The sequence below is a fragment of the Qipengyuania sp. ASV99 genome (assembly GCF_047872805.1).
GTDB lineage: Bacteria > Pseudomonadota > Alphaproteobacteria > Sphingomonadales > Sphingomonadaceae > Erythrobacter.
The window spans coordinates 51,929-76,499 of the sequence record NZ_JBLQUK010000005.1; the positions used below are offsets into that span (position 1 = coordinate 51,929).

At 63.1% G+C, this 24,571-nt stretch carries 20 protein-coding genes; 11 read left to right on the forward strand and 9 right to left on the reverse strand.

Going from position 1 to position 24,571, the window contains the following annotated elements:
* The first annotated feature begins 88 nt into the window (after positions 1-88).
* Positions 89-2,806, forward strand: coding sequence for a TonB-dependent receptor domain-containing protein (locus ACM64M_RS07855; protein ID WP_416228126.1), 2,718 nt, complete (start codon positions 89-91; stop codon positions 2,804-2,806).
* Positions 2,807-2,913: 107 nt separating this feature from the next.
* Here the strand turns inward: ACM64M_RS07855 and ACM64M_RS07860 are convergent, their stop codons facing one another.
* From ACM64M_RS07860 to ACM64M_RS07890, 7 genes are all read right to left on the reverse strand, one after another.
* On the reverse strand, positions 2,914-3,588 hold the full coding sequence (locus tag ACM64M_RS07860; RefSeq protein ID WP_416228234.1) for a response regulator transcription factor: 675 nt from the start codon (positions 3,586-3,588) through the stop codon (positions 2,914-2,916).
* Between the two features lie 148 nt (positions 3,589-3,736).
* Positions 3,737-4,756 carry an aldo/keto reductase gene (locus ACM64M_RS07865; protein ID WP_416228127.1) on the reverse strand — a complete coding sequence of 340 codons (1,020 nt, stop codon included), beginning with the start codon at positions 4,754-4,756 and terminating at the stop codon, positions 3,737-3,739.
* Between the two features lie 287 nt (positions 4,757-5,043).
* Entirely contained in the window at positions 5,044-5,784 is a 741-nt protein-coding gene (locus tag ACM64M_RS07870) for an SDR family NAD(P)-dependent oxidoreductase (RefSeq protein WP_416228128.1), read from the reverse strand.
* An 841-nt stretch (positions 5,785-6,625) separates the two neighbouring features.
* Positions 6,626-7,009, reverse strand: coding sequence for a hypothetical protein (locus ACM64M_RS07875; protein ID WP_416228129.1), 384 nt, complete (start codon positions 7,007-7,009; stop codon positions 6,626-6,628).
* A 78-nt stretch (positions 7,010-7,087) separates the two neighbouring features.
* Positions 7,088-7,918 (reverse strand): ferredoxin--NADP reductase, encoded by an 831-nt coding sequence (locus ACM64M_RS07880; protein WP_416228130.1) that lies wholly within the window; start codon positions 7,916-7,918, stop codon positions 7,088-7,090.
* Between the two features lie 169 nt (positions 7,919-8,087).
* Positions 8,088-9,134, reverse strand: a complete 1,047-nt coding sequence (locus ACM64M_RS07885) for a Fe(3+) ABC transporter substrate-binding protein (protein ID WP_416228131.1) — start codon at positions 9,132-9,134, stop codon at positions 8,088-8,090.
* A 60-nt stretch (positions 9,135-9,194) separates the two neighbouring features.
* Complete coding sequence (locus ACM64M_RS07890; RefSeq protein ID WP_416228132.1) at positions 9,195-10,214, reverse strand: ABC transporter ATP-binding protein; 1,020 nt, start codon at positions 10,212-10,214, stop codon at positions 9,195-9,197.
* Between the two features lie 32 nt (positions 10,215-10,246).
* Between ACM64M_RS07890 and ACM64M_RS07895 the strand changes: the two genes are divergently transcribed.
* From ACM64M_RS07895 to ACM64M_RS07915, 5 genes are all read left to right on the forward strand, one after another.
* The gene (locus ACM64M_RS07895) at positions 10,247-11,935 is read left to right on the forward strand and encodes an ABC transporter permease (RefSeq protein ID WP_416228133.1); all 1,689 of its coding nucleotides are present in this window, start codon (positions 10,247-10,249) and stop codon (positions 11,933-11,935) included.
* Positions 11,936-12,031: 96 nt separating this feature from the next.
* On the forward strand, positions 12,032-13,033 hold the full coding sequence (locus ACM64M_RS07900) for an ATP-binding protein (protein WP_416228134.1): 1,002 nt from the start codon (positions 12,032-12,034) through the stop codon (positions 13,031-13,033).
* Positions 13,030-14,739 (forward strand): magnesium chelatase subunit D, encoded by a 1,710-nt coding sequence (locus ACM64M_RS07905; protein ID WP_416228135.1) that lies wholly within the window; start codon positions 13,030-13,032, stop codon positions 14,737-14,739. Before ACM64M_RS07900 ends, ACM64M_RS07905 begins: the two co-directional genes overlap by 4 nt.
* A complete protein-coding gene (gene bchO / locus ACM64M_RS07910; protein WP_416228136.1) occupies positions 14,736-15,629 on the forward strand; it encodes an alpha/beta fold hydrolase BchO in 894 nt (297 codons plus the stop codon). The genes ACM64M_RS07905 and bchO overlap by 4 nt, the downstream gene beginning before the upstream one ends.
* A 13-nt stretch (positions 15,630-15,642) precedes the next feature.
* The gene (locus ACM64M_RS07915) at positions 15,643-15,813 is read left to right on the forward strand and encodes a hypothetical protein (protein ID WP_416228137.1); all 171 of its coding nucleotides are present in this window, start codon (positions 15,643-15,645) and stop codon (positions 15,811-15,813) included.
* Here the strand turns inward: ACM64M_RS07915 and ACM64M_RS07920 are convergent.
* Positions 15,810-16,625, reverse strand: coding sequence for a hydroxyneurosporene dehydrogenase (locus tag ACM64M_RS07920; RefSeq protein ID WP_416228138.1), 816 nt, complete (start codon positions 16,623-16,625; stop codon positions 15,810-15,812). The genes ACM64M_RS07915 and ACM64M_RS07920 overlap by 4 nt on opposite strands.
* 23 nt (positions 16,626-16,648) lie before the next feature.
* Positions 16,649-18,223, reverse strand: coding sequence for a 1-hydroxycarotenoid 3,4-desaturase CrtD (crtD, locus tag ACM64M_RS07925; RefSeq protein ID WP_416228139.1), 1,575 nt, complete (start codon positions 18,221-18,223; stop codon positions 16,649-16,651).
* Positions 18,224-18,331: 108 nt separating this feature from the next.
* On the opposite strand from crtD, the gene ACM64M_RS07930 reads away from it, so the two are divergent.
* The 5 genes from ACM64M_RS07930 (at position 18,332) to bchZ (ending at position 24,557) form a co-directional block, all read left to right on the forward strand.
* On the forward strand, positions 18,332-19,474 hold the full coding sequence (locus ACM64M_RS07930; RefSeq protein WP_416228140.1) for a methyltransferase: 1,143 nt from the start codon (positions 18,332-18,334) through the stop codon (positions 19,472-19,474).
* Between the two features lie 145 nt (positions 19,475-19,619).
* Positions 19,620-20,555, forward strand: coding sequence for a chlorophyll synthesis pathway protein BchC (bchC, locus tag ACM64M_RS07935; protein WP_416228141.1), 936 nt, complete (start codon positions 19,620-19,622; stop codon positions 20,553-20,555).
* A complete protein-coding gene (locus ACM64M_RS07940) occupies positions 20,552-21,541 on the forward strand; it encodes a chlorophyllide a reductase iron protein subunit X (protein WP_416228142.1) in 990 nt (329 codons plus the stop codon). The genes bchC and ACM64M_RS07940 overlap by 4 nt, the downstream gene beginning before the upstream one ends.
* Positions 21,541-23,088 (forward strand): chlorophyllide a reductase subunit Y, encoded by a 1,548-nt coding sequence (bchY, locus tag ACM64M_RS07945; RefSeq protein ID WP_416228143.1) that lies wholly within the window; start codon positions 21,541-21,543, stop codon positions 23,086-23,088. Before ACM64M_RS07940 ends, bchY begins: the two co-directional genes overlap by 1 nt.
* Positions 23,085-24,557, forward strand: a complete 1,473-nt coding sequence (gene bchZ, locus ACM64M_RS07950; RefSeq protein WP_416228144.1) for a chlorophyllide a reductase subunit Z — start codon at positions 23,085-23,087, stop codon at positions 24,555-24,557. Before bchY ends, bchZ begins: the two co-directional genes overlap by 4 nt.
* Positions 24,558-24,571 lie beyond the last annotated feature (14 nt).

The window sequence follows — 24,571 nt, forward strand, 5'->3', positions numbered from 1 at the left end:
TTGCGTGCGCCTCCCCTGTTCTTTGTAAACGGGCTCACCAAAAGCCCGAACGTATTTCCAAGGCCTAATCATGAGGGGGTCTAGCATTATGTCGACCGGCAAGCGCCTGGCAGGGCTGCTGCTTCTCACCACGTCGCTCACCTTTCCCACGGTCATTCACGCTCAGTCGACTGCTGATCCCAGCACCGGAGAAGATGACCTCGCGGAAGATGTGCAGGGTGTCGAAGAACAAGACGATTTCGATCAACCAGAAATCTCCGTACCCGGCGGCTCCGGGATTATCGTCACCGGACGGCGCAACCGGAATCCGGAGCGCTCTTCGTCGCAGGTTCTCAATGTTCTGACCGAAGACGATATTGCCCGCACCGGAGAAAGCGACATTGCCGGCGCACTTGGCCGCGTGACCGGTCTTTCGCTTGTTGGCGATGGCCGCGTGTTCGTTCGCGGTCTGGGTGATCGCTATTCGCTCGCTTTGCTCAACGGCCTCCCGCTCCCGAGCCCCGAACCGCTCAGCCGCGTTGTTCCGCTCGATATTTTCCCCACCAGCGTTATTGCTTCGTCGCTGGTGCAAAAGACCTATTCCGCGAACTATCCGGGTGAATTCGGCGGCGGCGTGATCAACCTCACCACCAAAGCGGTCCCAGTTGACGACTTTCTGTCGGTCAAGTTTAGCGCGAGCGGAGACAGCGAAACCACATTCGAAAACGGTCTGACCTATTTCGGATCGGAGCTTGATTCGTTCGGCTTTGACAATGGTAACCGCGATATTCCATCGAACCTTCAGGCATTTTTCAACAGCGGTGAACGCATCGGCACAGTGCCTGTTGCCGTCGCCGAGGGCATTGCCGGGCAACTTTTCCCGCTCAACCTAGTAACGCTGCAACGCGACAATTCGCAGCGGCCGAACTTTTCCGGTTCGATCACCGGCGGTGCATCGTTCGAACTGGGCGAGGAAACCTATCTCGGCGTGATTGCCACCGCTTCGGTGAAGAACGGCCTTCGCAATCGCAGCGTTCTCAGCCAGCAGGGCAGCAACGATCTGACCCAGGTTTTCCAGCAAGAAGAAACCTTCATCACCGATGAAACCTCGCTGGTGAATGCGTTGTTCAGCGTGGGACTTGACGTTGGCCCGCACACTGTGCGCTGGACCAATCTCTACATCCGCGACACTTTGAAAACCGCACGCCTCTCCGAGGGTTTTGACGTTTTCCCAGGCGCAACCGGGTTCGATTTCCAGAACCAGCAGACCGCGTGGTTTGAACGTCAACTGATCGACTCGCAAATCGTTGCCGAGCTTGAATTCGACCGGCTGAGCGTCGATCTGCGCGGAGGTTATGCCCGTACAGACCGCGAGGCGCCGTTCAACACCACATTCAGCTACACTCGCACAAACCTGCCGGGCAATCAGTTTGGCGATCTGTTCGTAGCGTATTTCAACCAGCTTTCGGACGCAGGCATCACCACGGTGTCCTTCGACGATCTGCAGGAAGAGCTGTATTACGGCGGTGTCGATATTGGTTATGAGATTACCGATACATTCGAAGCCACCGTTGGTTATGCCTACACCGACACCGACCGGTATTCCGTCAGCCGCGAGTTCCGTCCGTTCATCTCGCCGGATACCAGCAATCCCGATCTCGCTTCGCTCGATGAAAACGCGGCGGTTGCGCTCGGCTTGCGGCGTCCGGGTGACATCATCAATGGTGCCACACTCGCTGGGTTTAACGTCACGCTGACCGAGGCAACACCGTTCCCGGCGTTCGATGCGGCGCTTGAGGTGCAGGCGGGTTATGGCATCCTGCGCTGGCTTCCCACCGATACTCTGACAATCGAAGCCGGTGTCCGTTACGAAGATGCAACCCAAACGGTCTCTCTTGACCAGACCATCTTTAACACCCCGGTCGCCGGTGCAACGCCGACGAACATTGCAAACGATTACTTCCTGCCCGGCGCGACCGTGACATGGGAGCCGATCGAGGATCTGCAGCTTCGCGCTGCGGCCTCGCGGACAATCGCTCGCCCGCAGTTCCGCGAGCTTATCGAACAACGCTTCTTCGATCCTGAATCGAACCGTCTGTTCCAGGGTAACCCGCTGCTGCAGGACAGCAAACTGATCAACGCGGAAGTGCGCGCCGAATATTACCTTGGCGGGCGTGACCGGATCAGCCTTGCCGGTTTCTACAAGGAAATCGACAATCCCATCGAAAACACGTTCAACGTCGCATCGGGTCAGATCTTCACCAGCTTTGCAAACGCCCCTTCGGCCGAGCTTTATGGTGCTGAACTTGATGTGGTTTACGGGATCGACCTTTACGATCTGGGCGGCAGCTTCTTTGAAACCAAACAATTGCTGTTCCTTGCCAACTACACCTACACCCAGTCATCGATCTCTGTAGGCGCGGGCGACATCGCCCCTACTCCTGCAAACCCGAACCAGCTGGCCAGCCTGATCTTTGACGATGGCGATCCGCTGGTGGGTCAATCGGACCACATCGCCAACCTCTCGGTTGGCATTGAGGACACCGAAAAGGTCCAGCAGTTCACGATCTTGTTCAACTATGCGAGTGAACGGGTGACACAACGTTCGGGTATTCAGCCTGACTTTGTCGAAGACCCAGGCCTGACCGTGGACATCGTTGCCCGCACTGAATTGAAGCTTGGGGTTCCGATGGAGCTGAGCTTTGAAGTGCGGAACATCTTTGGCCGCGACAATTTCGAATTTCAGGATAACGGCGTGAACCGGCTGGAGTTTAACACTTATCAGGTGGGGACATCGTTCTCCTTTGGTGTCTCGGCCGATTTCTGATCCACTGAAAAGCTGAACATTATCAATCGGAAAGGCCGCTCCATCCGGGGCGGCCTTTTTGATTCGATCGCCGCGGGTCTTGCCGCTGCGCAATTTGGAGGCAAAATTCAGCTCAAGTCGAACACGTAACCCAGCGAGCGCACCGTGCGCAGCGGATTGCCGCCGCCTGCCGCCTTGATCGCGCGGCGCAGACGCCCGACCCAGACATCGACGGTGCGTTCGTCAATCGGCGGCTCGCGCTTGCCCAGACCGCTGATCAGATCCTCGCGGCTCAGCACCCGGTTGGGATTCTCCGCAAAGAACCGCAGCAGGCGAAATTCGTTGGGGCGCAGAATTATCGGCTCGCCATCCCAGCGTGCCTGCAAAGCCGCCATGTCAATCGACAGATCGCCCATCTCCACCCGCCGCACCGCATGCCGATCACCATGGCGCGATTGCAGCGCCAGCACCCGGTCGAGCACCGCGGTGCGGCTGAGCGGACCGACCACATAATCATCCGCGCCTGCGCGCAGCGCCCGGCGGCGATCCTCGGCATCGTCCTGTTCCAGCACCATGGTCACATGCGCCTCTGACGTGCGCGGATCGGCGCGCAAACGGCGGCACATTTCCAGCCCGGCCAGATCGTCCATCACCCAATCGACAAAGGCCCACATCGGCCCATCGACCAGTCTCCGGGGACCATCGGCACCCAGCCGGTCAAAGGTCAGCCGCCGTCCATCATGGACAAAATCTTCAAGGCTTTCGCCCAGTTCATTGGTCAGGAAAATATTGATAACGTCCATGACCGCCCCGCATGGCTCACCCGGCCCGCGCCCGGTGTTCGCGGCAAGGATTGGCGCAATCGTGTGACGCGTTCGTGACGAGAATCTGACCCGCTCTACTGGCATGTCACAAAGGGCCATTTCCTCAATAAATCTCGGCAATCGCGGATCATTTCTTGACCGAAACCTGATCCATCGCTGGCATTGGCATCCCCATGCCGGTCGGCCATTTGGGGCGATAGGGTGCCTCCAGCGCGGCCACATCCGCTTCGCTCAAATCAAGGTCGATCGCGGCCACCGCCGCCGCAATATGCTCTGGCCGGGTCGCGCCAATGATCGGCGCGGTGACCGCCGGTTTGGTGAAATGCCACGCCAGCGCCGCGCTCGCCATGGGCACGTCATGCGCAGCCGCGACCTGTTCCAGCGCGCGGATCACCGCGTCGTCGGCGTCGTCACCCTGATAAAGCATCTTGCCCACACCATCGGTCTGGCTGCGCACAGTCTCTTCACCCAGCGGCCGCGCCAGTCGTCCGCGCGCCAGCGGGCTCCACGGGATAACCCCAACCCCCTCGGCGGCGCACAGCGGGAGCATTTCGCGCTCCTCCTCGCGGTAGAGCAGGTTCAACTGATTTTGCATCGAGACAAACCGCACCCAGCCATTGGCGCGCGCGGTCTCCTGCGCGCGGGCGAATTGCCACGCATACATCGACGACGCGCCAATATAGCGCGCCTTGCCCGCCTTCACGATGTCGTGCAGCGCCTCCATGGTTTCCTCGATCGGAGTGTGATCGTCCCAGCGATGGATCTGAAACAGATCGACATAATCCATCTCCAGCCGCGCCAGACTGTCGTCAATCGCCTGCATCAGCGACTTGCGCGACAGTCCGCCGGTGTTGGGGGCCCCTCGCCACGGAATGAACGCCTTGGTCGCCACCACGATTTCATCCCGCCTCGCCATTTCGCGCAGCAATGTGCCGGTGATCTCTTCCGAAGTGCCGCCCGCATAGCCATTGGCGGTATCGAAGAAATTGATCCCGGATTCGAGCGCCTGCCGAAAAAACGCCCGGCTCTCCTCCTCACCCAGCAGCCAGTCGCCGTGCCAGCCCTTTGACTTGTCACCGTAAGACATGCAGCCCAGGCACAGGCGCGACACCGAAAGGCCGGAATTGCCGAGGCGGGTGAATTTCATTGCCTATTCTCCAGTGAAACCTTGCGAATATTTCCAACCTGCTTGACACATTGGACCGGGTGTCAAGCGGGTTTTTCGACGTTAATTCATTGAAACAGAACAATAAATCCGAAAAAAGCTTGCTTGACACTTTTACAACAAGAATGCCGTTGGGGTGCGGCGATCCTAAAGATCAACTTCTGCACGAATTGCCATGTGTAGGAAAGCGCAGCCGCACAAAGGTCGTCATTGCAAGGGGCCGGAGGCGCCGCGGCAAGGACGAACGGAAGGAACCCTCACACCCCCCCTTACGAAAGCGTCAGCCCGCCATCCACCACCAAGGTTTGCCCGGTGACATAGCTTGCCAGCGGTGAGGCGAGGAACAGCGCTGCCCCGGCCATATCTTCGGGTGTCCCCATCCGCCGCAGCGGGATCGCGGCGAGCGCGCCCGCCAGCCGTTCGGGATGGCCGGTGGTCACCTCGGTCAATTTGGTCGGGACCAGGCCCGGCGCGATGCCGTTGACGCGGATATTGTCGCGCGCCCACGCCTCGCCCAGCGATTTGACCAGGCTGGCTGCGCCCGCTTTGGACGCGGCATAGGCGGGCGTGCCAAGCGTCGATTTGAACGCGGCCACGCTGGAGACAACGATCATCGAACCGCCGCGCTCGGCCAGTCCGGGGTGGAAAGCGCGGGCCGCATCCATCACCGAATTGAGGTTCACATCGACCACCGCGTCCCACCCTTCACGGGCGAATTCTGCGCGTTTGTACCGCACCGCGCCCTGCGACTGGACCAGCACATCGACCGCGCCGATCCGTTCCGCCAGCGCGGCTGCGGCGTCGCGGTCGGTGACGTTAAGCTGGTGATAGGCCAGCCCGCTGAAATCGCTGTCCTCGGCCTCGAGATAGTCGCCCGCATCGGGGCGGGTGCCGGTGACGGTGACCTGCGCACCGCATTGGCGAAACCCCTGCGCGATGCCATTGCCGATCCCGCTCGACCCGCCGATGACGAGGACGCATTTGCCGGTGAAGTCGAGGGGGCCTGTCATGTCGCTCTGCGCTCCTTTGCGAAAGAGTGGAGAGCGTTCGGAAAGATTTGTAAAGCGCGATAGCGGGTTTTGTGCGGATCACCACGAAGCGCGTGACAGGCGCTGACAATCATATTCAGTGGAAGGCGATTTTCAGTGATAGCAACCAAGAGCCGCCAGTCTGTTAACGACCCCGTCGCTGACATTGCGTAGCCATTACGCGGGTGCTGGATGCAGCCGGAGACTATGGCGGCCTTACGGAGGTGTCTCAGCGACTTGGCATATGTGGGATCGCCTGGGAAGGCTCGGTGGTACAAAGTTATTACCCAGACCGTATGCCGCGAAGCACAAATTTGGCTTTTCACAAGGATAATTAGACTCAATAACTTCCGTAGCTTTGCGGAAGCGCTCAAATGAAATCGAGGTATCAGACCGAACTAGAATCTGCGCTGGAAAATAATATTGCGATATATCGTAAGCACTTTTCTGCCGCACAACTTCACCAAGACTATCGTCATCTTGATAAATTGTACCCATAACATCGTATGAATCTTCCAAGACCGTGACGTCTAGAAATACGCTGCTATCGGCGTAACACTCGAAGGTATCATTCCAAACTTGAGACAAACCTTGTTCAGCAGTTACGTCCGACGATGGGCTGCAAGATGACAGTCCAATTGCAATCACGATTACCGAAACCCGGAAAGGGACCAATGTCACCGCCGTCCTATTCGAAAGCCAAATACATACCGGTTCTTAGCTCTAACATTAATTCATTGGCAAAAAACCACCCCATTTGCAGACATTCAGCAGCGGACCCGGACCTACCGGAAGCAGACCTAAGGCTCGCCGCGCCGCGAGTTCAAGTCCGGCCGCAAAGCACCAACACGCGCAGAACCGTCCCGTTGTCGCTGAACACGGGACTCGCATGGCCCGCCGGGAGCGTTTCCAGGATCTCGCTCAGCGCTTCGGGTATCTGGCTGGCCCTGACATTGCGGTTGCGGGTGACTTCGGCGCCCAGCTCCTCGCCGAGGTTCATCGCGTCGGTGCAGGATCGGATCGCCTCGGTCTTGGCCATGAATTCATCCGCCGCAACCTCCGGCGTGCTCACCGACAATTGCACGAGATGAAACGTCGGGACCGGCGAGGTCAGCACAGCCTGCGCGGATGCAGCGGCAGGTGCGAAAGCGGCGGGAGTGAAAGCGGCGGCCATGGCAAGCACGGCAGCGATACGGCGGTTCATCATTCGATTCTCCTTAGCCGCCTGAGAGTGAAGCGAACTTCCTGTCGCTCCGATGAACGCGCGCCGTTACTGCCCGCGCAATCACCCCACAAATGCGCGTTCGATCACGAACTGGCCGGGTTTGTTGTTCGCGCCTTCGGTAAAGCCGCGCGCTTCGAGGTCGGCGGCGTGATCTTTTATCATGCCCATGCTGCCGCACAGCATCACCCGGTCTTCTTGCGGAACGAAGTGCTTGGGGCCTTTGCTGTCTGCGAACAGGCGGCCATCGTCGATCAGCACCTGAATACGGTCCTGCGTGCGGAACGGCTCGCGCGTGACGGTGGGGACATAGATCATCCGCGCGCGGTCTTCATCCTCCAGCAGCGGGTCGCCCTCCAGCTTGCTTTCGAGCAGCTCGCGATAGGCAAGGTCGGCCACGCGGCGCACCGAATGCACCACGATCACTTCTTCAAACATGCCGTAAACCTCGGGATCGCGCACAAGGCTCATGAACGGGGCGAGGCCGGTGCCGGTCGACAGCATGAACAGCCGTTTGCCCGGCAGCAGCGCATCGGTGACCAGCGTGCCGGTCGGCTTCTTGCCGAGATAGATCGGATCGCCCGGCCGGATATGCTGAAGCCGCGAGGTCAGCGGGCCGTCAGCCACGATGATCGAGAGAAACTCGAGCTCCTCTTCATAGCTGGGTGAGGCCATCGAATAGGCGCGCAGCAATGGCTTGCCATCATCCTTGGGCAGGCCGATCATGATAAACTCGCCCGAGCGAAACCGGAACGAGGCCGGGCGGGTCATCTTGAGGCTGAACAGGTCGTCGTTCCATTGGTGGACGTGGGTGATCGTCTCCACCGAGATCGCGCCGCTTTCGGCAAAAGCTTCGCGGGGCGGGATCGGCGATGCGGCGGTGATGTCAGTCAAAATCTGGCCTCAATTTTTTGAGCGACCCACGCTGGCGGCAGGCCCGGATTGAGCGCGCAAATGAACGTTTCACCGCTGAGCTTCAAGGTAGTTTAGTGATAAGGGGTGAAAGCGCGCCTTGAATTGGATTGCCCCGGCGCGCCCTCACCCCTGCGTTTGCTGCCTCGCCTCAGTTCCAGCCTGCGCGGTCGAATATCTCCACCGCCTCGCGCTGACCCCGGCCGATTTCGGCGGCGTTTAGCGTGTCGGATTTGAACGGGCCGAGCCGTTCGACCGCCGAATTGGCAGCCAGACCGGTGGCGGCGGGATATTCATTATTGCCATCAGCGAAATATCGCTGCGCGCTTTCCGAGGTCAGATATTCGAGAAACGCGATGGCGTTGGCGCGGTTGGGGGCTTGTTTGACCACGCCTGCTCCGCTGATGTTGACATGCGTTCCGGTCCCGGACTGATCGGGGAAAATCACCCCGATGCTGTCAAAGATCGCCTGCTGGTCGGCGTCCCCCCCGGCGAACCGCGCGAGGTAATAGGTGTTGACGAGGCTGATCCGGCACTCGCCAGCGGCCACCGCCTCGATCTGCGAGGTGTCGTTGCCCTGCGGATCGCGGGCGAAATTGGCGACTACGCCCTTGGTCCAGGCCTCAGCCGCATCCGCGCCGCGGTGGGCGATGATGCTGGAGAGCAGCGAGATGTTGTAGATGTTGCTGGATGACCGCATGCAAATGTCGCCGCGATAGGCCGGATCGGCGAGATCGGCATAGGTCTCCAGTCCCGCCGGAGCGCCCGCTTCCTTGTTGTAAATGATCACCCGCGCCCGCGTCGAAAGGCCGAACCACAGCCCTTCAGGATGCCGCAGATGGGCAGGCAGACGTTCGGTCAGAATGGCGGAATCAACCGGCGATAGCACGCCCGCTTCCTCGGCGCGCCACAGCCGCCCGGCATCGACCGTGATGAGGATGTCGGCGGGCGAAAATTCGCCCTCGCTCGCGATCCGTTCGATCAACGCATCGGCTTCGGCTTCGATGCGGTTGACCTTGATCCCGGTGGCCTTGGTGAAATCGTCATACAGCGCCAGATCGGTATCATAATGGCGCGAGGAATAGATATTGACCTCTCCGGCCGCAGCGGCATCAGCGCCATCCGCGTCCGCCCCTTCGTCGCTGGGTGAACAGGCGGCGGCGGTCAGCGCCAGCGCGGCGAGAATCAAGCGCTTCATTGGAAATCCCTTCGTCATTCTTGCGAATGCGTTGCAATAGTATTTTGAGCAATACAAGCTTTAATTGCGCGCAAAGGCTCTTACGCTGCGGTCGCGCGGCACCACTCGGTAGCGCCCGCCCTGTTCGACCGGCGAGGTTGTTTGCACGGTAATCTCCCCTTGGTCGGCGGTGCGCAGCAACACGCGGCTGGCCACGCCAAGCGGATGGACATCGCGCACGATCAGCCCCTGCGCGTCAGCCTCGCAATCGAGCGTTTCGGCATGGATCAATATGTCCAGCAGCGCCGCATCGGGCACATCGCCCGCAACACAGGAAAGCGGCCATCGCCCAAGCGGCGTCTGCAAAAACTCCCCTTCGCGGGCCGCCTGCATCACCTGCGCTCCGCCAAATATCGCCCCGACAGAGGCAGTGACGGGCCGCTCATGCAAATCCTCCGGTGTCCCGAATTGCACGATCCGCCCGGCCTCCATCACCGCAATCCGGTCGCCCACATCCAGCGCTTCTTCGGGGTCATGCGTCACCAGCACCGTGGTCGTGCCCCGCTCGCGCAGCAGCATCCGGCATTCGCGGCGCAGCGACCGACGCAGCACGATATCGACGCTGCCAAAGGGTTCATCCATGAGCAGCACCGCAGGCCCCGGTGCCATGGCGCGGGCGAGCGCGGCGCGTTGCTGCTGCCCGCCCGAAAGTTCATGCGGATACCGCCCGCCCAGCCCCGCCAGCCCGACCTGATCGAGCCAGCCGTCCACCGCGCCGCGATCCACCCGCGCCATCCCAAAGGCGACATTGTCCGCGACATTCATATGCGGGAACAGCGCCAGATCCTGAAACACCAGCCCCACCGAGCGCGCCTCTGGCGGCGGGTTGGTGCCGGGCTGCGCCAGCAAGGCACCCGCCACATGCACACTGCCGCGCTGCACCGGCAAAAGCCCGGCGGCAAGGCTGAGCAAGGTTGACTTACCGCAGCCTGACGATCCAAGCAGGCAGGTGATCTCTCCGGTTGGTGCGGTGAACGACACATCGTTCAACGCGGCGACCTCTCCGTAAGCATGGGCAATATGACGAAATTCGAGGCTCAAAAGATTGTCCGATGCGGCGAAGGCTGGCTGGAATGCCGGTGAGCCGCCTTACGCAATCCGCCGCCCTGCGCGCAAGTGTTGCAGCACGCAGCAAAAGTATCGGCACGGCGATCGACGTCTGGAGCGGTGCGGCGATCCTGCTCGCCGCGCTCGCCGCGCTGCCGATTGCTGCAATCGTGCTGTCCGCACCCAGCGGCGGGTTAGAAGCCATCGCGCACCTTTCGCGCACTGTGCTGGGCGAATATGTCGCCAACACCGCGCTGCTGATGCTGGGCGCGGGCGGCATCGCTGCGGTCACCGGCACTTTGTGCGCATGGCTTGTGAGCGCCGCGCGCTTTCCCGGACGCCGCATATTGGCCTGGGCGTTGGTCCTGCCGCTGGCTGTGCCCGCCTATATCGGCGCGTATATCTACGCCGACCTGCTCGATTTCAGCGGGCCGGTGCAGAGCGTTCTGCGCGCTATGACACGCAGTGCAAATTGGTTCCCGCAGATCCGCTCGCTTGGCGGCGGAGCCTTCGTGCTCGGGCTGGTGCTCTACCCCTATGTCTACCTCCTCGCCCGCGCTGCCTTTGCCGCGCAAAGCCGCAATCAGTTTCGCGCCGCGCGCAGTCTTGGCGCAGGTCCGTGGCAGGCGTTCTGGCGGGTCGCCCTGCCCGCCGCTCGCCCCGCCATTGCGGGCGGGCTGGCGCTGGTGTTGATGGAGGTGCTGGCTGATTTTGGGGTGGCGCAATATTTCGCCATTCCCACGTTCAGCACCGGCATTTTCCGCAGCTGGCTGGCGATGGGGGACAAACAGGCGGCGCTCAAACTGGCGGCGATGATGCTGATCTTTGTCATCGCGCTGATCGCATGGGAAGCGCGCAGCCGCAGCGGGCGGAGCGCCAGCAAGGATGGTCTGACTGCGCGTGAGGACGGCACTCCGCTGATCGAATTGTCGCGGGCGGGTCAGGGGTTGGCATGCCTCGCCTGCACGCTGCCGGTGCTGCTCGGCTTTGTCATCCCCGCTGCGCATCTGGGCTGGCTGGGGCTGAGCGAAACGGCGATTGCGGCGACCGGCGATCTGCCCGCCTATATCAGCGGCAGCCTGTGGCTTGGTCTGGCGACCGCCGCCGCCTGTCTGGTCGCGGCACTGGTGCTGACATTTGCAAGAGCACGATCAAGCAGCCGCGTGGCCGCCGCCGCCATCCGGGTTTCGACGCTGGGCTATGCGCTGCCCGGAGCCTTGCTCGCGGTGGGCTTGCTCGCCCCGCTGGGGGCCTTCGATGTCGGCCTGACCCGCTGGGCGCAGGGCGCGCTGGGATATTCTGGCGGGCTGATCCTGACCGGGACCAGCGCGGTGTTGATCTATGCGCTGTCGGTGCGGTTCCTGACGGTCGCGTTCAACACGGTCGATGGCGGGATGAGCAAGATTCCACCTTCGCTTGACGCCGCCGCGCGGTCGCTGGGTGCGGGGCCGCGCCGGGTGCTTGCGCGCATTTATATTCCGTTGCTCAGCCCCAGCCTCGCCGCCGCCGCCGCGCTGGTGTTCATTGACACTTTGCGCGAATTGCCCGCGACGCTGATCCTGCGCCCGTTCAATCTCGAAACACTGGCAACCCGCACATACCGGCTGGCCAGCGATGAACGGCTGGTTGAGGCTTCTATTCCCGCGTTGATCCTGCTCGCGGCAGGATTGCTTCCGGTGCTGCTGTTGACGCGCAGTGGGCGCAAGTCATCCTGACTGTGGCGTCGTTGGATAAAGTGTCAGGCAAAATTGTCACCCGCCGCGCCGCTCAGCCTTGTCCAAATGCGCGCAATTGTTCAAAGGTCTGAAACCATGGCTCGCTTCCCCTTCTCCGCCATCGTCGGGCAAGACGAAATGAAGCAGGCGCTGTTGATCGCGGCTGTCGATCCCGCGATTGGCGGGGTGATGGTGTTTGGCGACCGGGGCACCGGCAAAAGCACCGCGGCGCGCGCGCTGGCGGGACTGCTACCGCCGATCAGCGCGGTCGAGGATTGCCGCTATGGCTGCGAGGGGGAACAGCGCGGCACCTGCCCCGACCCGTGCCATTCGGGCCGGGTGCGCAAACGCCCGGTTCCGTTTGTCGATCTGCCCTTGGGCGCGACCGAAGACCGCGTGATCGGTTCGCTCGATCTTGAACGCGCGCTGCGGTCGGGCGAGAAGGCGTTTGAGCCGGGCCTGCTGGCCAAGGCACATCGCGGGTTTCTCTATATTGACGAGATCAATTTGCTCGAAGACCATCTGGTCGATCTGCTGCTGGATGTCGCGGCTTCGGGCGAAAACGTGGTCGAGCGTGAGGGGTTGTCGGTGCGCCACCGCGCGAAATTCGTGCTGATCGGCAGCGGCAATCCCGAAGAAGGCGAATTGCGCCCGCAATTGCTCGACCGCTTCGGCCTCTCGGTGGAGGTCCGCACCCCCACCGACATTGCAGTGCGGGTGGCGATCATGCGGCTGGTTGCGGCAAATGAACGCGACCCCGAAGGTTTCGCGGCGGATTGGGCGGGCGAGGACGCCAAAATCCTCAAGCAAGTCGCGCGCGGCAAGGCGCGGCTGAGCAGCCTTGAGGCTTCGGATGATCTGATGACCGATGCCGCGCATCTCTGTCTGGCGGTGGGGGCGGATGGGCTGCGCGGAGAATTGACGTTGATGCGCGCGGCGCGGGCGCTGGCGGCGCTGAAAGGCGCAAAGGCGGTGCGGCGCGAACATCTGATCGAGATTGCCCCTTCGGCGCTGCGCCACCGCCTACGGCGCGATGTCCTCGACGAAACCGGTTCGACCGTGCGCATCACCCGCGCGATTGCCGAGCTGTTCGGGTGAACGCGGGGGACGCCCCTGACCCCCCAATCGATCCCGCGCATGATGCGGCGCTTGCCGCCCGTTTGTTTGCCCTTGCCCCATTGACCTTTGGCGTTCTGGTGCTGCGCGGGTCAAGCCCGGCGCGCGATGCCGTGGTGCAGGCGCTGGCGCTGGCCATGCCGACCCGCCGCCTGCCGGGCCATGTCGATGATGACCGCTTGCTGGGCGGGATCGACATCGCCGCCAGCCTTGCCGCGGGCAAACCGATTGCCACCAGGGGATTGCTGGCCGAAGCGGCGGGCGGCGCGTTGATCGTGCCAATGGCGGAACGGCTGGATGAAGGTATCGCCGGGCGGCTGGCGCAGGCGCTGGATGAACGGCGGGTGGCGCTCATCCTGCTTGATGACGGGATTGAGGCAGAGGACACGCCGCCGCCAGCCTTGATGGAGCGCGCGAGCTTTATCTGCGATCTTGCTGCGTCGCGCGAATGGCAGGACTTTTCCCTTGAGCCCGCGAGCACCGACCTGCGCGATGCCGCGCCGCTGAGTGGCGACGCGCTGCAGGCGCTTGCTGTCACGGCGGCAGCGCTGGGGGTGTCCTCCATGCGCGCTTTGCTGTTTGCGGAGGTCGCGGCGCGCGCGCATGCGGCGCTGTATGGCCGCGCGGCCGCAGTGCAAACAGACCTTGAGGCGGCAGTGCGGCTGGTGCTGGCTCCGCGCGCGACGCAGCTTCCGCAGATGGAGCCGGACGCGCCGCCCGAAGAACCGCCGCCCTCGCCCGAACCGGAGGACGATCCCTCCGATAGCGACAAGCAGGACCCCGATCAGACGCTCGAAGATCTGCTGGTTGAGGCCGCCGCAGCGGCAATCCCGGCGGACCTTCTGGCGCAGCTTGCCAAAGGGCAGGCCCCGCGCCGCGCGGGTGCTTCGGGCAGCGGGCAGCGGCGCAAATCGGGCCTGCGCGGCAAGCCATTGGGCGCGCGTCCCGGAATGCCGCGCGGCGGGGCGCGGCTGGCGCTGATCGACACATTGCGCGCGGCAGTGCCGTGGCAGGGGGTGCGGCGCAGAGAATTGGGTGGCGAGGCCGGCGCAGACCCAGACGCGCCGATCCTGATGCGCAAGGAAGATTTGCGCGTGCGCCGCTTTGAAGAGAAATCCGCGCGGGTCACGATTTTTGCGGTCGACGCCTCCGGCTCTGCCGCCGCCGCGCGGCTGGCCGAGGCCAAGGGCGCGGTCGAGCTGATGCTGGCGCAGGCCTATGTCACCCGCAGCGAAGTGGCGCTGCTGGCGTTTCGCGGGGACACAGCGCAGCATTTGCTGCCCCCCACCCGCTCGCTTACCCGCGCGCGCCGCGCCTTGGCCGAATTGCCGGGAGGCGGCGGCACCCCGCTCGCCATGGGGCTGAATGCAGCGCGCGAGGCGGCGGAGGCGGTTGCGGCGCGGGGGCGCACCCCATCGATCGTGATCCTGACCGATGGCCGCGCCAACATCGCCGCCGACGGTGCACCGGGGCGCAAACAGGCGGGCGAGGATGCCGAATGCGCTGCCAGAGCCATCGCCCGGATGGGGTTTGATACGCTGGTGGTCGATATTTCGGCGCGGCCGGGGCACGAAGGGCCTGCGCTCGCCGCTGCGCTGCACGGACGCTATCTCGCCCTGCCCCGCGCCGATGCAAAGGCGCTGCACAAGGCCATTTCGGCAAGCAATCCCGCGCTGGCTGCGGCATGAGCCGCGCGCTCGACTGGGACCGCGAGGGGCGCATCTGGCCGCACCGCGAGGCGAGCCGGTTCGTCCCCGTCGGCACAGCGCTTTGGCATGTTCAGCGCATGGGAACGGCGGGCATGCCGCGATTGCTGCTGCTCCACGGGACGGGCGCTTCGGTGCACAGCTGGCGCGGGCTGATGCCGCTGCTCGCCCAGCAATTTGAGGTGCTGGCACCCGACCTGCCGCGCCATGCCTTCACCACCGGCCACCCGCCAGAGGATATGTCGCTGCCCCGGATGGCGGCGGCGACCGCGCGGCTGCTGGATGCTGAGCAATTTGCGCCCGACATTATCGCCGGACATTCGGCGGGCGCGGCGCTGGCGTTGCAACTGGCGCTCGACCATGAACACAGCGGGCCGATCATCGGGCTTAATTCGGCGCTCCGACCGTTCCCCGGCCCGGCGGCGCAAATGTTTCCGGCGCTGGCCAAGCTGTTGTTCGTCAATCCTTTCGTGCCGCGCCTGTTCTCCGCCGCCGCCAGCTTTGGCAGCGAGGGCGAACGGTTCATCTACCGCGCCACAGCGTCACACGTGGATGCCGAAGGGCTGGCCTGTTACGCCGCGCTGCTGCGCAACCCTGGCCACACCAAAGGCGCGCTGGCGATGATGGCGAACTGGGATCTGCCCGCACTGCGCAGCCGGATGCACGAGATCGCCAATCCGGTGCTGCTGCTGCATTCGGACAAGGACGCCGCGATCCCGCTCGACTGGGCGCGCGAGGCGCAGGGCTGGCTGGCAAATGCTCGGCTGGAAAGCCTGCCGATGCTGGGGCATCTTGCGCATGAAGAAGCGCCGGAGATCAGCGCGCGGCTGATCGCGGAATTTGCCGCCGAGAACATGACCCCGGCCACCTGAACAGGAGCATCCGATGGGCAATATTGCATGGATTGAACTGGTCTTTTTCTACGGCATCGCAATGGGTTTCGGTATCTGGCAATGGCAGAAGATGCGCCGCGAAGTGCGCCAGAGCCGCGAGGCGCGCGCAGCAAGGGAAGCCGAGGAAGCCGGGTCTTCGGACGCCGGTGACGACAAAAACTAAAGCGCCTTGCGCGGCATCCTGAAGGGCAGCATGAATTGCACCGCGGGTGAGGCAAAGCGGCGCATGTCGAGGCTTTCCTGGATCGCCACCACCTCTTCGCCATAGAGTTTCGATGCCAATTGCGAGCGCGCGTAAAACGGCGTGTCCTCCCACGTCCGGCGAACTTCTGCGACTCCGATTTCGGAGCGGGTGCGGCGCTCAACCTGCCATTTGCTGCGCGGCAGGTGGGCGATGGCGGGCAGATCGGCTTCAGCCGGGATACCGTGGCGGTCAAACCGGATGGCGCTGGCAAACAATGACCCGTCGCCGCGTTCGCCCTCGTAACAGACCACGGCGCCTTCTTTCATATGCGCGCGCGACCAATGCCATGTGTTGAAGCCCGACTCCAACGGCTCGCGCCCGCGATTGTGGTCGAAATAGCCCTGACCGCTCCAGCTCAGATCGGGCTGAACCATCGTCACCTCGATCCGGGCGCGCGGAGCCATGCAGTGCCAGATGTGGTTCTGCGCCGGATCGAGCGCAAAGCTGGTCGGATTGAGCGCCTCGGGGATAACCCGCACCGTGCCGCGCACCCGCCGGTGGACCGGATTGAACAGCCGTGTGTCGCGTTCCTCAATCTCGATTTCCAGCGCATTGCCATCCCATCGCACCTGGCTCGCGCCGATGGTCAAATTGCTCGGATCGCGGGCGACATTGGCGGACGGTCGCTCGGTCATGACCCAGCGGTGCTGCGGGCCATAGAGCGCGACATTGAGCGAGGAATGGTCGATCGGATCGCCGCGCCCGCTGGCCTTGTAATAGGGGGAAAACACGCTGCCCAAAAAGGCGATGATGGTCAGCCCGTGACGCCCGTCCGCGCTGATCGCGTCGATATACCACCAACTGTATCCACCCGGCTGGATCGGTGCGTCAAAGCGAGGTCCGCGTGAACCTTTTTCGCCGCGAGCAGCCCGGACAAGGCGGCCATCGGGACCCCGGCTGAGGGATGCGTCGCTCCGCCCGCGCAATACAGCCCCGGCATTCGCGTGCGCGGTCCCTGTCGCAGGAAAGATGCCGCCGAGCCGTGCGACGCTCTGCCATAAAGCGCCCCGCCGGTGGCCGGGAACAGCCGTTCCCACTCCGCCGGACTGGCTGCCTCCTGCGGCGTGCCTTGTTCCAGTTCCAGCCCGCACCGCTCGAGCGTCGCTCTCATCTGGCTTGTGCATTGCTCGATCTCCTGTGGTGGATAATTGTGGGTGTCACCATTGGCCGGTGCGTTGACGATGATCTGGATCCGTTCGCGCTGACCGCTGATGATCGGTCCAGCGTCGGAACGCCTGCCGCCGCGATCCTGCGCACAGAGATAGACGGTCGGCTCACACGGGGGATGACCGGAGGCAATATCGGCAAATTCGCGCGCGTAATCGCGGGAGAAGAACACGTTGTGATGCGACAGTTCGAACCCGGAAGTCCTAGCATGGGCATAGAACACCATTGCCGATAGCGATCGTTTGGCGGGTGCCAGCGCAGGTATTGCCCGCGCGCTTTGTTGGCCAAATTTGCCCGCCGCAACGGCGTTGGGATCGGCGTTGCAAATCACCGCATCGGCGGCAATCTGTTCGCCGTTCGCCAGCCTCACCCCGCATGCGCCCCGCCCCCTTTCGGTCATGATTTCGGTGACCGCAGTGCCCATAAGGAACCGCGCGCCCTTGGCCTCCGCGACCTTGCGCAGCGCTTGCGCCAGCGCGTGAATCCCGCCCTCGATCAGCCACACTCCGGTCGCCTCAACATGCGCGATCAACATCAGCGTGGCGGGTGCGGCAAAAGGCGATGACCCGCAGTAGGTGGCATAGCGGCCAAACAATTGCTGCAGGCGCGGATCGGGGAAAAATTTGCCCAGCGCTTTCCACATATTCTGATGCGGGCGCATCGCGGCAAAGGCATCAAAGCGCCACAGTCCAATCCGCCATAGTAGCGGCAGCGGAGTGCTGACATTATCTCCGCGCATCATTGGCTGATCGAGAATGTCATGGATGCGCCGGGTTTCATGGCGAAATTCGCGGTACCCGCGCGCCGCCGCGCTGCCGGCGAAATCGCCGATGGCCTCTTCGCTGCGGAGCGGGTCGGCAAACAGGTCGAGTCGTTGATCCGCATCCCAGGCGTGGCGCGCGATCACCTCGGCACGGCGCAGGCGCAGATGATCCTCCATCCGGGTTCCGCAAGCGGCAAATATGCCGTCGAACACATCGCGCATCGTGAAAACGGTGGGTCCGGCATCAATCGGTTGGCCATCGACCATGATTCGCCGCGCCTTGCCGCCGACTTCTGCCTCTTTTTCGACGACCGTCACATCGTATCCGCGCGCGGCAAGCCGGGCTGCACAGGCCAGCCCGCCCATTCCCGCTCCGATCACGACAACTGTGCCGCCCATCCATCCTCACCTGCTGCGATTGCAGCGCTTTTATCACAATATCATTGACGCCTGCGTAGCATCTGTCCAATCATTTGGACATATGCGGTGTAATTTCCTGAAATCGTGATGGCTGGAACTTCACCCCGCTCATCCCCCCATTCGTTCAAGGTGCGGATGATCGCGCGGCGCAATGCGCTGTTTGCCAACCCGCGCTTTCAATATTGGGCGGCGCGGCTGCCGTTGATCAACCGCATCGCCCGCAACCGCGCGAGCAGCGCTTTCGACCTGCTGGCGGGCTTTACCTATAGCCAGACGCTGCGCGCCTGCGTGGAAAGCGGGCTGTTCGATGCGCTTGCCGATGGGCCGGTGAGCCATCACGATACGGCCACACAGATTGGGCTGAGCGATGCCGCGACGCTTACTCTGCTGCGCGCGGCGCGGGCGCTGAAACTGTCCGAAGAGGCCGAGCCGGACCTCTGGATGCTGGGCGAACAGGGCGCGGTGCTGGCGGCGGACAAGGGCGCGCAGGCGATGATCCGCCACCACCATTTGCTGTACCGCGATCTGGCCGACCCGCTGGAATTGCTGCGCCGCGACCGGGCCGAGGCGACCCATCTGTCGCGCTATTGGTCCTATGCCGGGGCTCTTCACGGAGCGGCAGAGGCAGGCCGCGAAACCCGCGAATATTCCGAGCTGATGGCGGCCTCGCAGCACTTTGTCGCCGATCAGGTGCTGGCTGCGTTCCGGTTCCCGCCGCAAGCCAGCCTGCTGGATGTCGGCGGCGGGCACGGGGCGTTCCTGCGGCGCATGGGGGAGGCCAATCCGGGCCTGCAGCTTGGTCTGTTCGACCTGCCCGAAGTTGCCAAGGCGGGCGCAGAAATACTTGCCCAGGTAATCGGCACGGACCGCGTCACCGCGCATCCTGGCAATTTCTTCGAAGACCCGATTCCGGGCGGGTATGACATCGTTTCGCTGGTCCGCATCCTGCACGATCATGACGATGGACCAGCAGCGCAGCTGCTCGCCAATATCCGCGCCAGCCTGAAACCCGGCGCGCGCTTGCTGATCGCTGAACCCATGGCCCGCGTCCCCGGCGCAGAACCGATGGGAGAGGCGTTTTTCGGCATGTATCTGTGGGCGATGGGCTCTGGCCGCATCCGCAGCAGCGCCGAGATCACGGCGATGCTGCGCAGCGCCGGATTTTCGCGCATTCGCTCCGTCGCAACCCCGCAACCGGTCAACGCAGGGCTGATTGTCGCCTTTGCCTGAAACTACAGTGTCCGATTTATTTGACACTATTGTATGTAAGGCGTAGCAAACACATGACGCAGGCCGTGTTTGACGGACCGGACGAGTCGAAAAAGACGGCCCGGCACGCGCTGCACGGGACGCACAAGGGGAGAACGAGGCAACAATGGAAACGCTGGCCGTGATACTTGAGGGACCCGAGCGCCTTGCGCTTGGATCGCTTGAGCTGAACGCAGCAGGTTCCAGTGATGTCCTCGTCGAAACCGCGTGGAGCGGGATCAGCAGCGGCACCGAAAAACTTCTGTGGAGCGGGCGGATGCCTGACTTCCCCGGCATGGGTTATCCGCTGGTCCCCGGTTACGAATCGGTGGGCCGGATCGTCGATGCGGGCGCAGAAGCAAAGGGCCGGATTGGCGAATGGGTGTTTGTGCCCGGCGCCAATTGTTATGCCGATGCGCGCGGATTGTTCGGCGGCACCGCGGCGCGGGTGATTGTTCCCTCGGCGCGAGCGCTGCCAGTGCCCGAACGGCTGGGTTCGGACGGCGTGCTCTGCGCGCTGGCCGCGACAGCGCTGCATGCCATAGACGGCGGCACCCCGCCCGATCTGATTGTTGGCCACGGCGTGCTTGGCAGATTGCTGGCGCGGATCACCATGGCGATGGGCGCTGCGGCCCCCACGGTCTGGGAAGCCAATCCGGCGCGCTGCGGCGGGGCCACAGGCTATCACGTATGCGCCCCCGGCGATGATGAACGCCGCGACTACCGCGCAATTTACGACGCGAGCGGCGATGCCGATATTTTCGACGCGCTGATCGGGCGGCTGGCCAAGGGCGGGGAAATCACCCTCGCCGGGTTTTACGCAGACCGCATCAATTTCGCTTTCCCGCCCGCCTTTATGAAAGAGGCACGGCTGCGCATCGCCGCCGAATGGCAACCCGCCGATCTCGCCGCGACCCGCGCGCTGATTGAAAGCGGGAAACTTAATCTCGGCGGTCTGGTGAGCAATCACCGCCCGGCAAGCGAGGCGCTGGAGGCCTATCCACAGGCCTTCACCGACCCCGATTGCCTCAAAATGGTACTCGATTGGAGCAACGCCGCATGACGATGTTAGACGAACAGACCGCCGCGCTCCGCGAAGAAGCCAGCTACGAACCCGACCCGGTCCACACCGGCGAGGTCAAAAGCGAAACCCAGGTCATCGCCATCTATGGCAAGGGCGGTTCGGGCAAGAGCTTCGCGCTTTCCAACCTCAGCTACATGATGGCGCAGCAAGGCAAGCGGGTGCTGCTGATCGGTTGCGATCCCAAGAGCGACACCACCAGCCTGCTGTTCGGCGGCAAGTCCTGCCCCACGATCATCGAAACCTCCTCGCGCAAGAAACTGGCAGGCGAGGAAGTCAGCATCGAGGATGTCTGTTTCCAGCGTGACGGAGTGTTCGCCATGGAGCTGGGCGGCCCCGAAGTCGGGCGCGGTTGCGGCGGACGCGGGATCATTCACGGTTTCGAGCTGCTCGAAAAGCTGGGCTTCCACGAATGGGGCTTTGACTATGTCCTGCTCGATTTCCTCGGCGACGTGGTGTGCGGCGGGTTCGGCCTGCCGATCGCGCGCGACATGTGCCAGAAAGTGATCGTGGTCGGATCGAACGATCTGCAATCGCTCTATGTCGCCAACAATGTCTGCCACGCGGTCGAATATTTCCGCAAGATGGGCGGCAATGTCGGCGTGGCGGGCATGATCGTGAACAAGGATGACGGCACCGGCGAAGCGCATGCCTTTGCCAAAAGCGTCGGGATCCCGGTGCTCACCGCGATCCCCGCCAATGACGACATCCGCCGCAAGAGCGCGAATTACCAGATCATCGGCGTTCCCGGCGGCGAATGGGCCAGCCTGTTTGAAACACTCGCCGTTAATGTCGCAGAAGCGCCGCCGCTGCAGCCAACCCCGCTCGATCAGGACGGGTTGCTCAATCTGTTCAGCGCCGATCAGACCGGCGGCGATATTCAGCTGGTGCCCGCGACCCAGGCTGACATGCGCGGCGGCGTGTTCGAACAGAAGCCGTCACTCGAAGTGATCTACGACGAGGCTTGATGACCAAACTGCCTGCCCCTGACGCGACACGCGCCCCTGACCGGATCAATCTCGCCACCGGCACCGATGGCGGCGGGGCCTGCGCATCGAAGGACACCATGCTCGACGCTGCGCGCAAAGCGGGCAAAAGCGACATTCTCGACCAATATGCTGCCGACTACCCGGTCGATCCGGCGCGCGGCCCGCACGATCAACCGCAAAGCATGTGCCCGGCGTTTGGCAGTTTGCGCGTCGGCCTGCGGATGAAACGCACCGCGACCGTGCTGTCGGGCAGCGCTTGCTGCGTTTACGGCCTCACCTTCACCTCGCATTTCTACGGCGCGCGGCGGACGGTTGGTTATGTGCCGTTCTCTTCCGAAACGCTGGTCACGGGCAAATTGTTCGAGGATATCAAGGAAGCGGTCGAAGGGCTGGCCGATCCCGCCAATTACGACGCAATCATCGTCACCAATTTGTGCGTTCCCACGGCAAGCGGAGTGCCGCTGCGGCTGCTGAAAAAGCAGATCAACGGCGTGCGCATCATCGGGATCGACGTGCCCGGATTTGGCATTCCCACACATGCCGAGGCGAAAGACGTGCTCGCAGGGGCAATGCTGAAATATGCGCGCGAGGAAGTGGCCACTGGCCCTGTGCCCGCGCCCAAGACTCGCAGCGACCGGCCCAGCGTCGCTTTGCTGGGCGAGATGTTCCCGGCTGATCCGGTGGTGATCGGGCAGATGCTCGAACCGCTCGGGCTGGCCGCTGGACCCGTGGTGCCGACCCGCGAATGGCGCGAGCTGTACGCCGCGCTCGATTGCAGCGTCGCCGCAGCGATCCACCCGTTCTACACCGCCAGCGTGCGCGAATTTGAAACCGCCGGGCGCCCGGTCATCGGTTCTGCTCCGGTGGGCGCAGACGGCACAGCGGCTTGGTTGCAATCGCTTGGCGACACACTGGGCCTGCCGCAGGACAAGGTTGATAGCGTCAAGAACACCATGATCGGCGCGATCAAGGGCGCGCTCGCAGCGCAACCGATCAAGGGGCGGATCACGGTTTCGGGCTATGAAGGGTCTGAATTGCTGGTTGCGCGCCTGCTGGTCGAAAGCGGCGCGGAGGTGCCCTATGTCGGCAGCGCCTGCCCCAAAACGCGCTGGTCGGATGCCGACCGCGAATGGTTGGAGGCGAAAGGCGTGCGGGTCAATTTCCGCGCGAGCCTCGAAGAAGACATCGCCGCAGTGGAGGAATTCCGCCCCGATCTGGCGATTGGCACGACCCCCGTGGTGCAGCATGCCAAGGCCAAGGCGGTCCCGGCGCTGTATTTCACCAACCTCATTTCAGCCCGCCCGCTAATGGGTCCGGCGGGCGCAGGCAGCCTGGCAACCGTCATCAACGGCGCGATGGGCAACAAGGCGCGCTTTGACGCGATGCGCGATTTTTTCGAAGGCGTCGGGACGCAGCATGCCGCTGGCGTGTGGGAAGACACACCGGTCGACCGCCCCAAATTCCGCAAGAAATATGCGGCCCTCAACGAAGCGGCGCGCAAGGCGGCTGAGGCGGTGGGCACATGACGCTGGTTCTCGATCATGATCGGGCTGGCGGCTATTGGGGCGCGACCTATGTCTTCACCGCGGTGAAGGGGTTGCAGGTCATCATCGATGGCCCGGTCGGCTGCGAAAACCTGCCCGTCACCTCTGTGCTGCATTACACCGACGCCCTCCCCCCGCATGAATTGCCCATCGTCGTCACCGGTCTGGGCGAAGAGGAACTGGGCAAGACCGGCACCGAAGGCGCAATGAAGCGCGCCTGGCAAGCGCTCGATCCCGAATTGCCTGCGGTGGTTGTCACCGGATCAATTGCCGAGATGATCGGCGGCGGGGTCACACCCGAAGGCACCAATATCAAACGCTTCCTGCCGCGCACCATCGACGAGGATCAGTGGCAAAGCGCCGACCGCGCGCTGACCTGGCTGTGGACCGAGTTTGGACCGAAGAAAGCGCCGCAGCCAAAAGCCCGCAAGGACGGCGACAAGCCGGTCGTCAACATTATTGGCCCGTCCTATGGCATGTTCAACATGCCCAGCGATCTCGCGGAAATCCGCCGTCTGGTCGAAGGGATCGGGGCCGAAGTCGGCGTGGTCTTTCCGCTGGGCTGCCACCTTGCCGACATTCGACAATTGGGCACGGCAGACGCCAATGTCTGCATGTACCGCGAATTTGGCCGCAATCTTTGCGAGACATTGGAGCGGCCCTATTTTCAGGCGCCCATCGGGCTGACCTCGACCACCAAATTCCTGCGCGCGCTTGCCGCAGAACTGGGGCTGGACCCCGAACCGTTTATCGAGCGCGAGAAGCACACCACGATCAAACCTTTGTGGGATCTGTGGCGTTCGGTCACGCAAGATTTCTTTGGCACCGCCAGTTTCGGCATTGTCGCCAATGAAACCTATGCGCGCGGCATCCGCCACTTCCTAGAAGATGACATGGGCCTGCCCTGCGCGATGAGCTTTTCGCGCTGCGCCGGGGTGAAGCCCAAGAACGAGGACGTGCGCGCCGCGATCCAAGCCAATCCGCCGCTGGTGATGTTCGGCAGCTATAACGAACGCATGTATATGGCCGAATGTCCCAACACGATGGGACCAAGCGGCACCTTCATCCCCGCCAGTTTCCCCGGAGCGGCGATCCGCCGCCACACCGGCACCCCCTTCATGGGCTATTCGGGCGCAACCTATCTGGTGCAGGAAGTGTGCAATGCGCTGTTCGATGCGCTGTTCCACATCCTGCCGCTGGGCACCGATATGGACCGCGCCGAGCCGACCCCGGCGCGCGGCGGCGCAGACGAGCGCCGCGAAGAGCTGATCTGGGACAATGATGCCAAGACCCGGCTCGATCAACTGGTCGAAGCGCAACCGGTGCTGGTGCGGATTTCCGCAGCAAAGCGGCTGCGCGACGCCGCAGAACGCACCGCCCGCCGCAAGGGCGCTGCGAATGTTTCAGAAGATTGCCTCGCCGAGGCGCTGCTTGAAAGGGAGGGCGTATGAGAATGCACCCCGCC

Bases quoted from the DNA above. Each gene is read 5' to 3' on its own strand.
- ACM64M_RS07855 (WP_416228126.1), top strand. From the start codon at position 89: ATGTCGACCGGCAAGCGCCTGGCAGGGCTGCTGCTTCTCACCACGTCG.
- ACM64M_RS07860 (WP_416228234.1), bottom strand. From the start codon at position 3,588: ATGGACGTTATCAATATTTTCCTGACCAATGAACTGGGCGAAAGCCTT.
- ACM64M_RS07865 (WP_416228127.1), bottom strand. From the start codon at position 4,756: ATGAAATTCACCCGCCTCGGCAATTCCGGCCTTTCGGTGTCGCGCCTG.
- ACM64M_RS07870 (WP_416228128.1), bottom strand. From the start codon at position 5,784: ATGACAGGCCCCCTCGACTTCACCGGCAAATGCGTCCTCGTCATCGGC.
- ACM64M_RS07875 (WP_416228129.1), bottom strand. From the start codon at position 7,009: ATGATGAACCGCCGTATCGCTGCCGTGCTTGCCATGGCCGCCGCTTTC.
- ACM64M_RS07885 (WP_416228131.1), bottom strand. From the start codon at position 9,134: ATGAAGCGCTTGATTCTCGCCGCGCTGGCGCTGACCGCCGCCGCCTGT.
- ACM64M_RS07895 (WP_416228133.1), top strand. From the start codon at position 10,247: ATGCCGGTGAGCCGCCTTACGCAATCCGCCGCCCTGCGCGCAAGTGTT.
- ACM64M_RS07900 (WP_416228134.1), top strand. From the start codon at position 12,032: ATGGCTCGCTTCCCCTTCTCCGCCATCGTCGGGCAAGACGAAATGAAG.
- bchO (WP_416228136.1), top strand. From the start codon at position 14,736: ATGAGCCGCGCGCTCGACTGGGACCGCGAGGGGCGCATCTGGCCGCAC.
- ACM64M_RS07915 (WP_416228137.1), top strand. From the start codon at position 15,643: ATGGGCAATATTGCATGGATTGAACTGGTCTTTTTCTACGGCATCGCA.
- crtD (WP_416228139.1), bottom strand. From the start codon at position 18,223: ATGGGCGGCACAGTTGTCGTGATCGGAGCGGGAATGGGCGGGCTGGCC.
- ACM64M_RS07930 (WP_416228140.1), top strand. From the start codon at position 18,332: ATGGCTGGAACTTCACCCCGCTCATCCCCCCATTCGTTCAAGGTGCGG.
- bchC (WP_416228141.1), top strand. From the start codon at position 19,620: ATGGAAACGCTGGCCGTGATACTTGAGGGACCCGAGCGCCTTGCGCTT.
- ACM64M_RS07940 (WP_416228142.1), top strand. From the start codon at position 20,552: ATGACGATGTTAGACGAACAGACCGCCGCGCTCCGCGAAGAAGCCAGC.
- bchY (WP_416228143.1), top strand. From the start codon at position 21,541: ATGACCAAACTGCCTGCCCCTGACGCGACACGCGCCCCTGACCGGATC.
- bchZ (WP_416228144.1), top strand. From the start codon at position 23,085: ATGACGCTGGTTCTCGATCATGATCGGGCTGGCGGCTATTGGGGCGCG.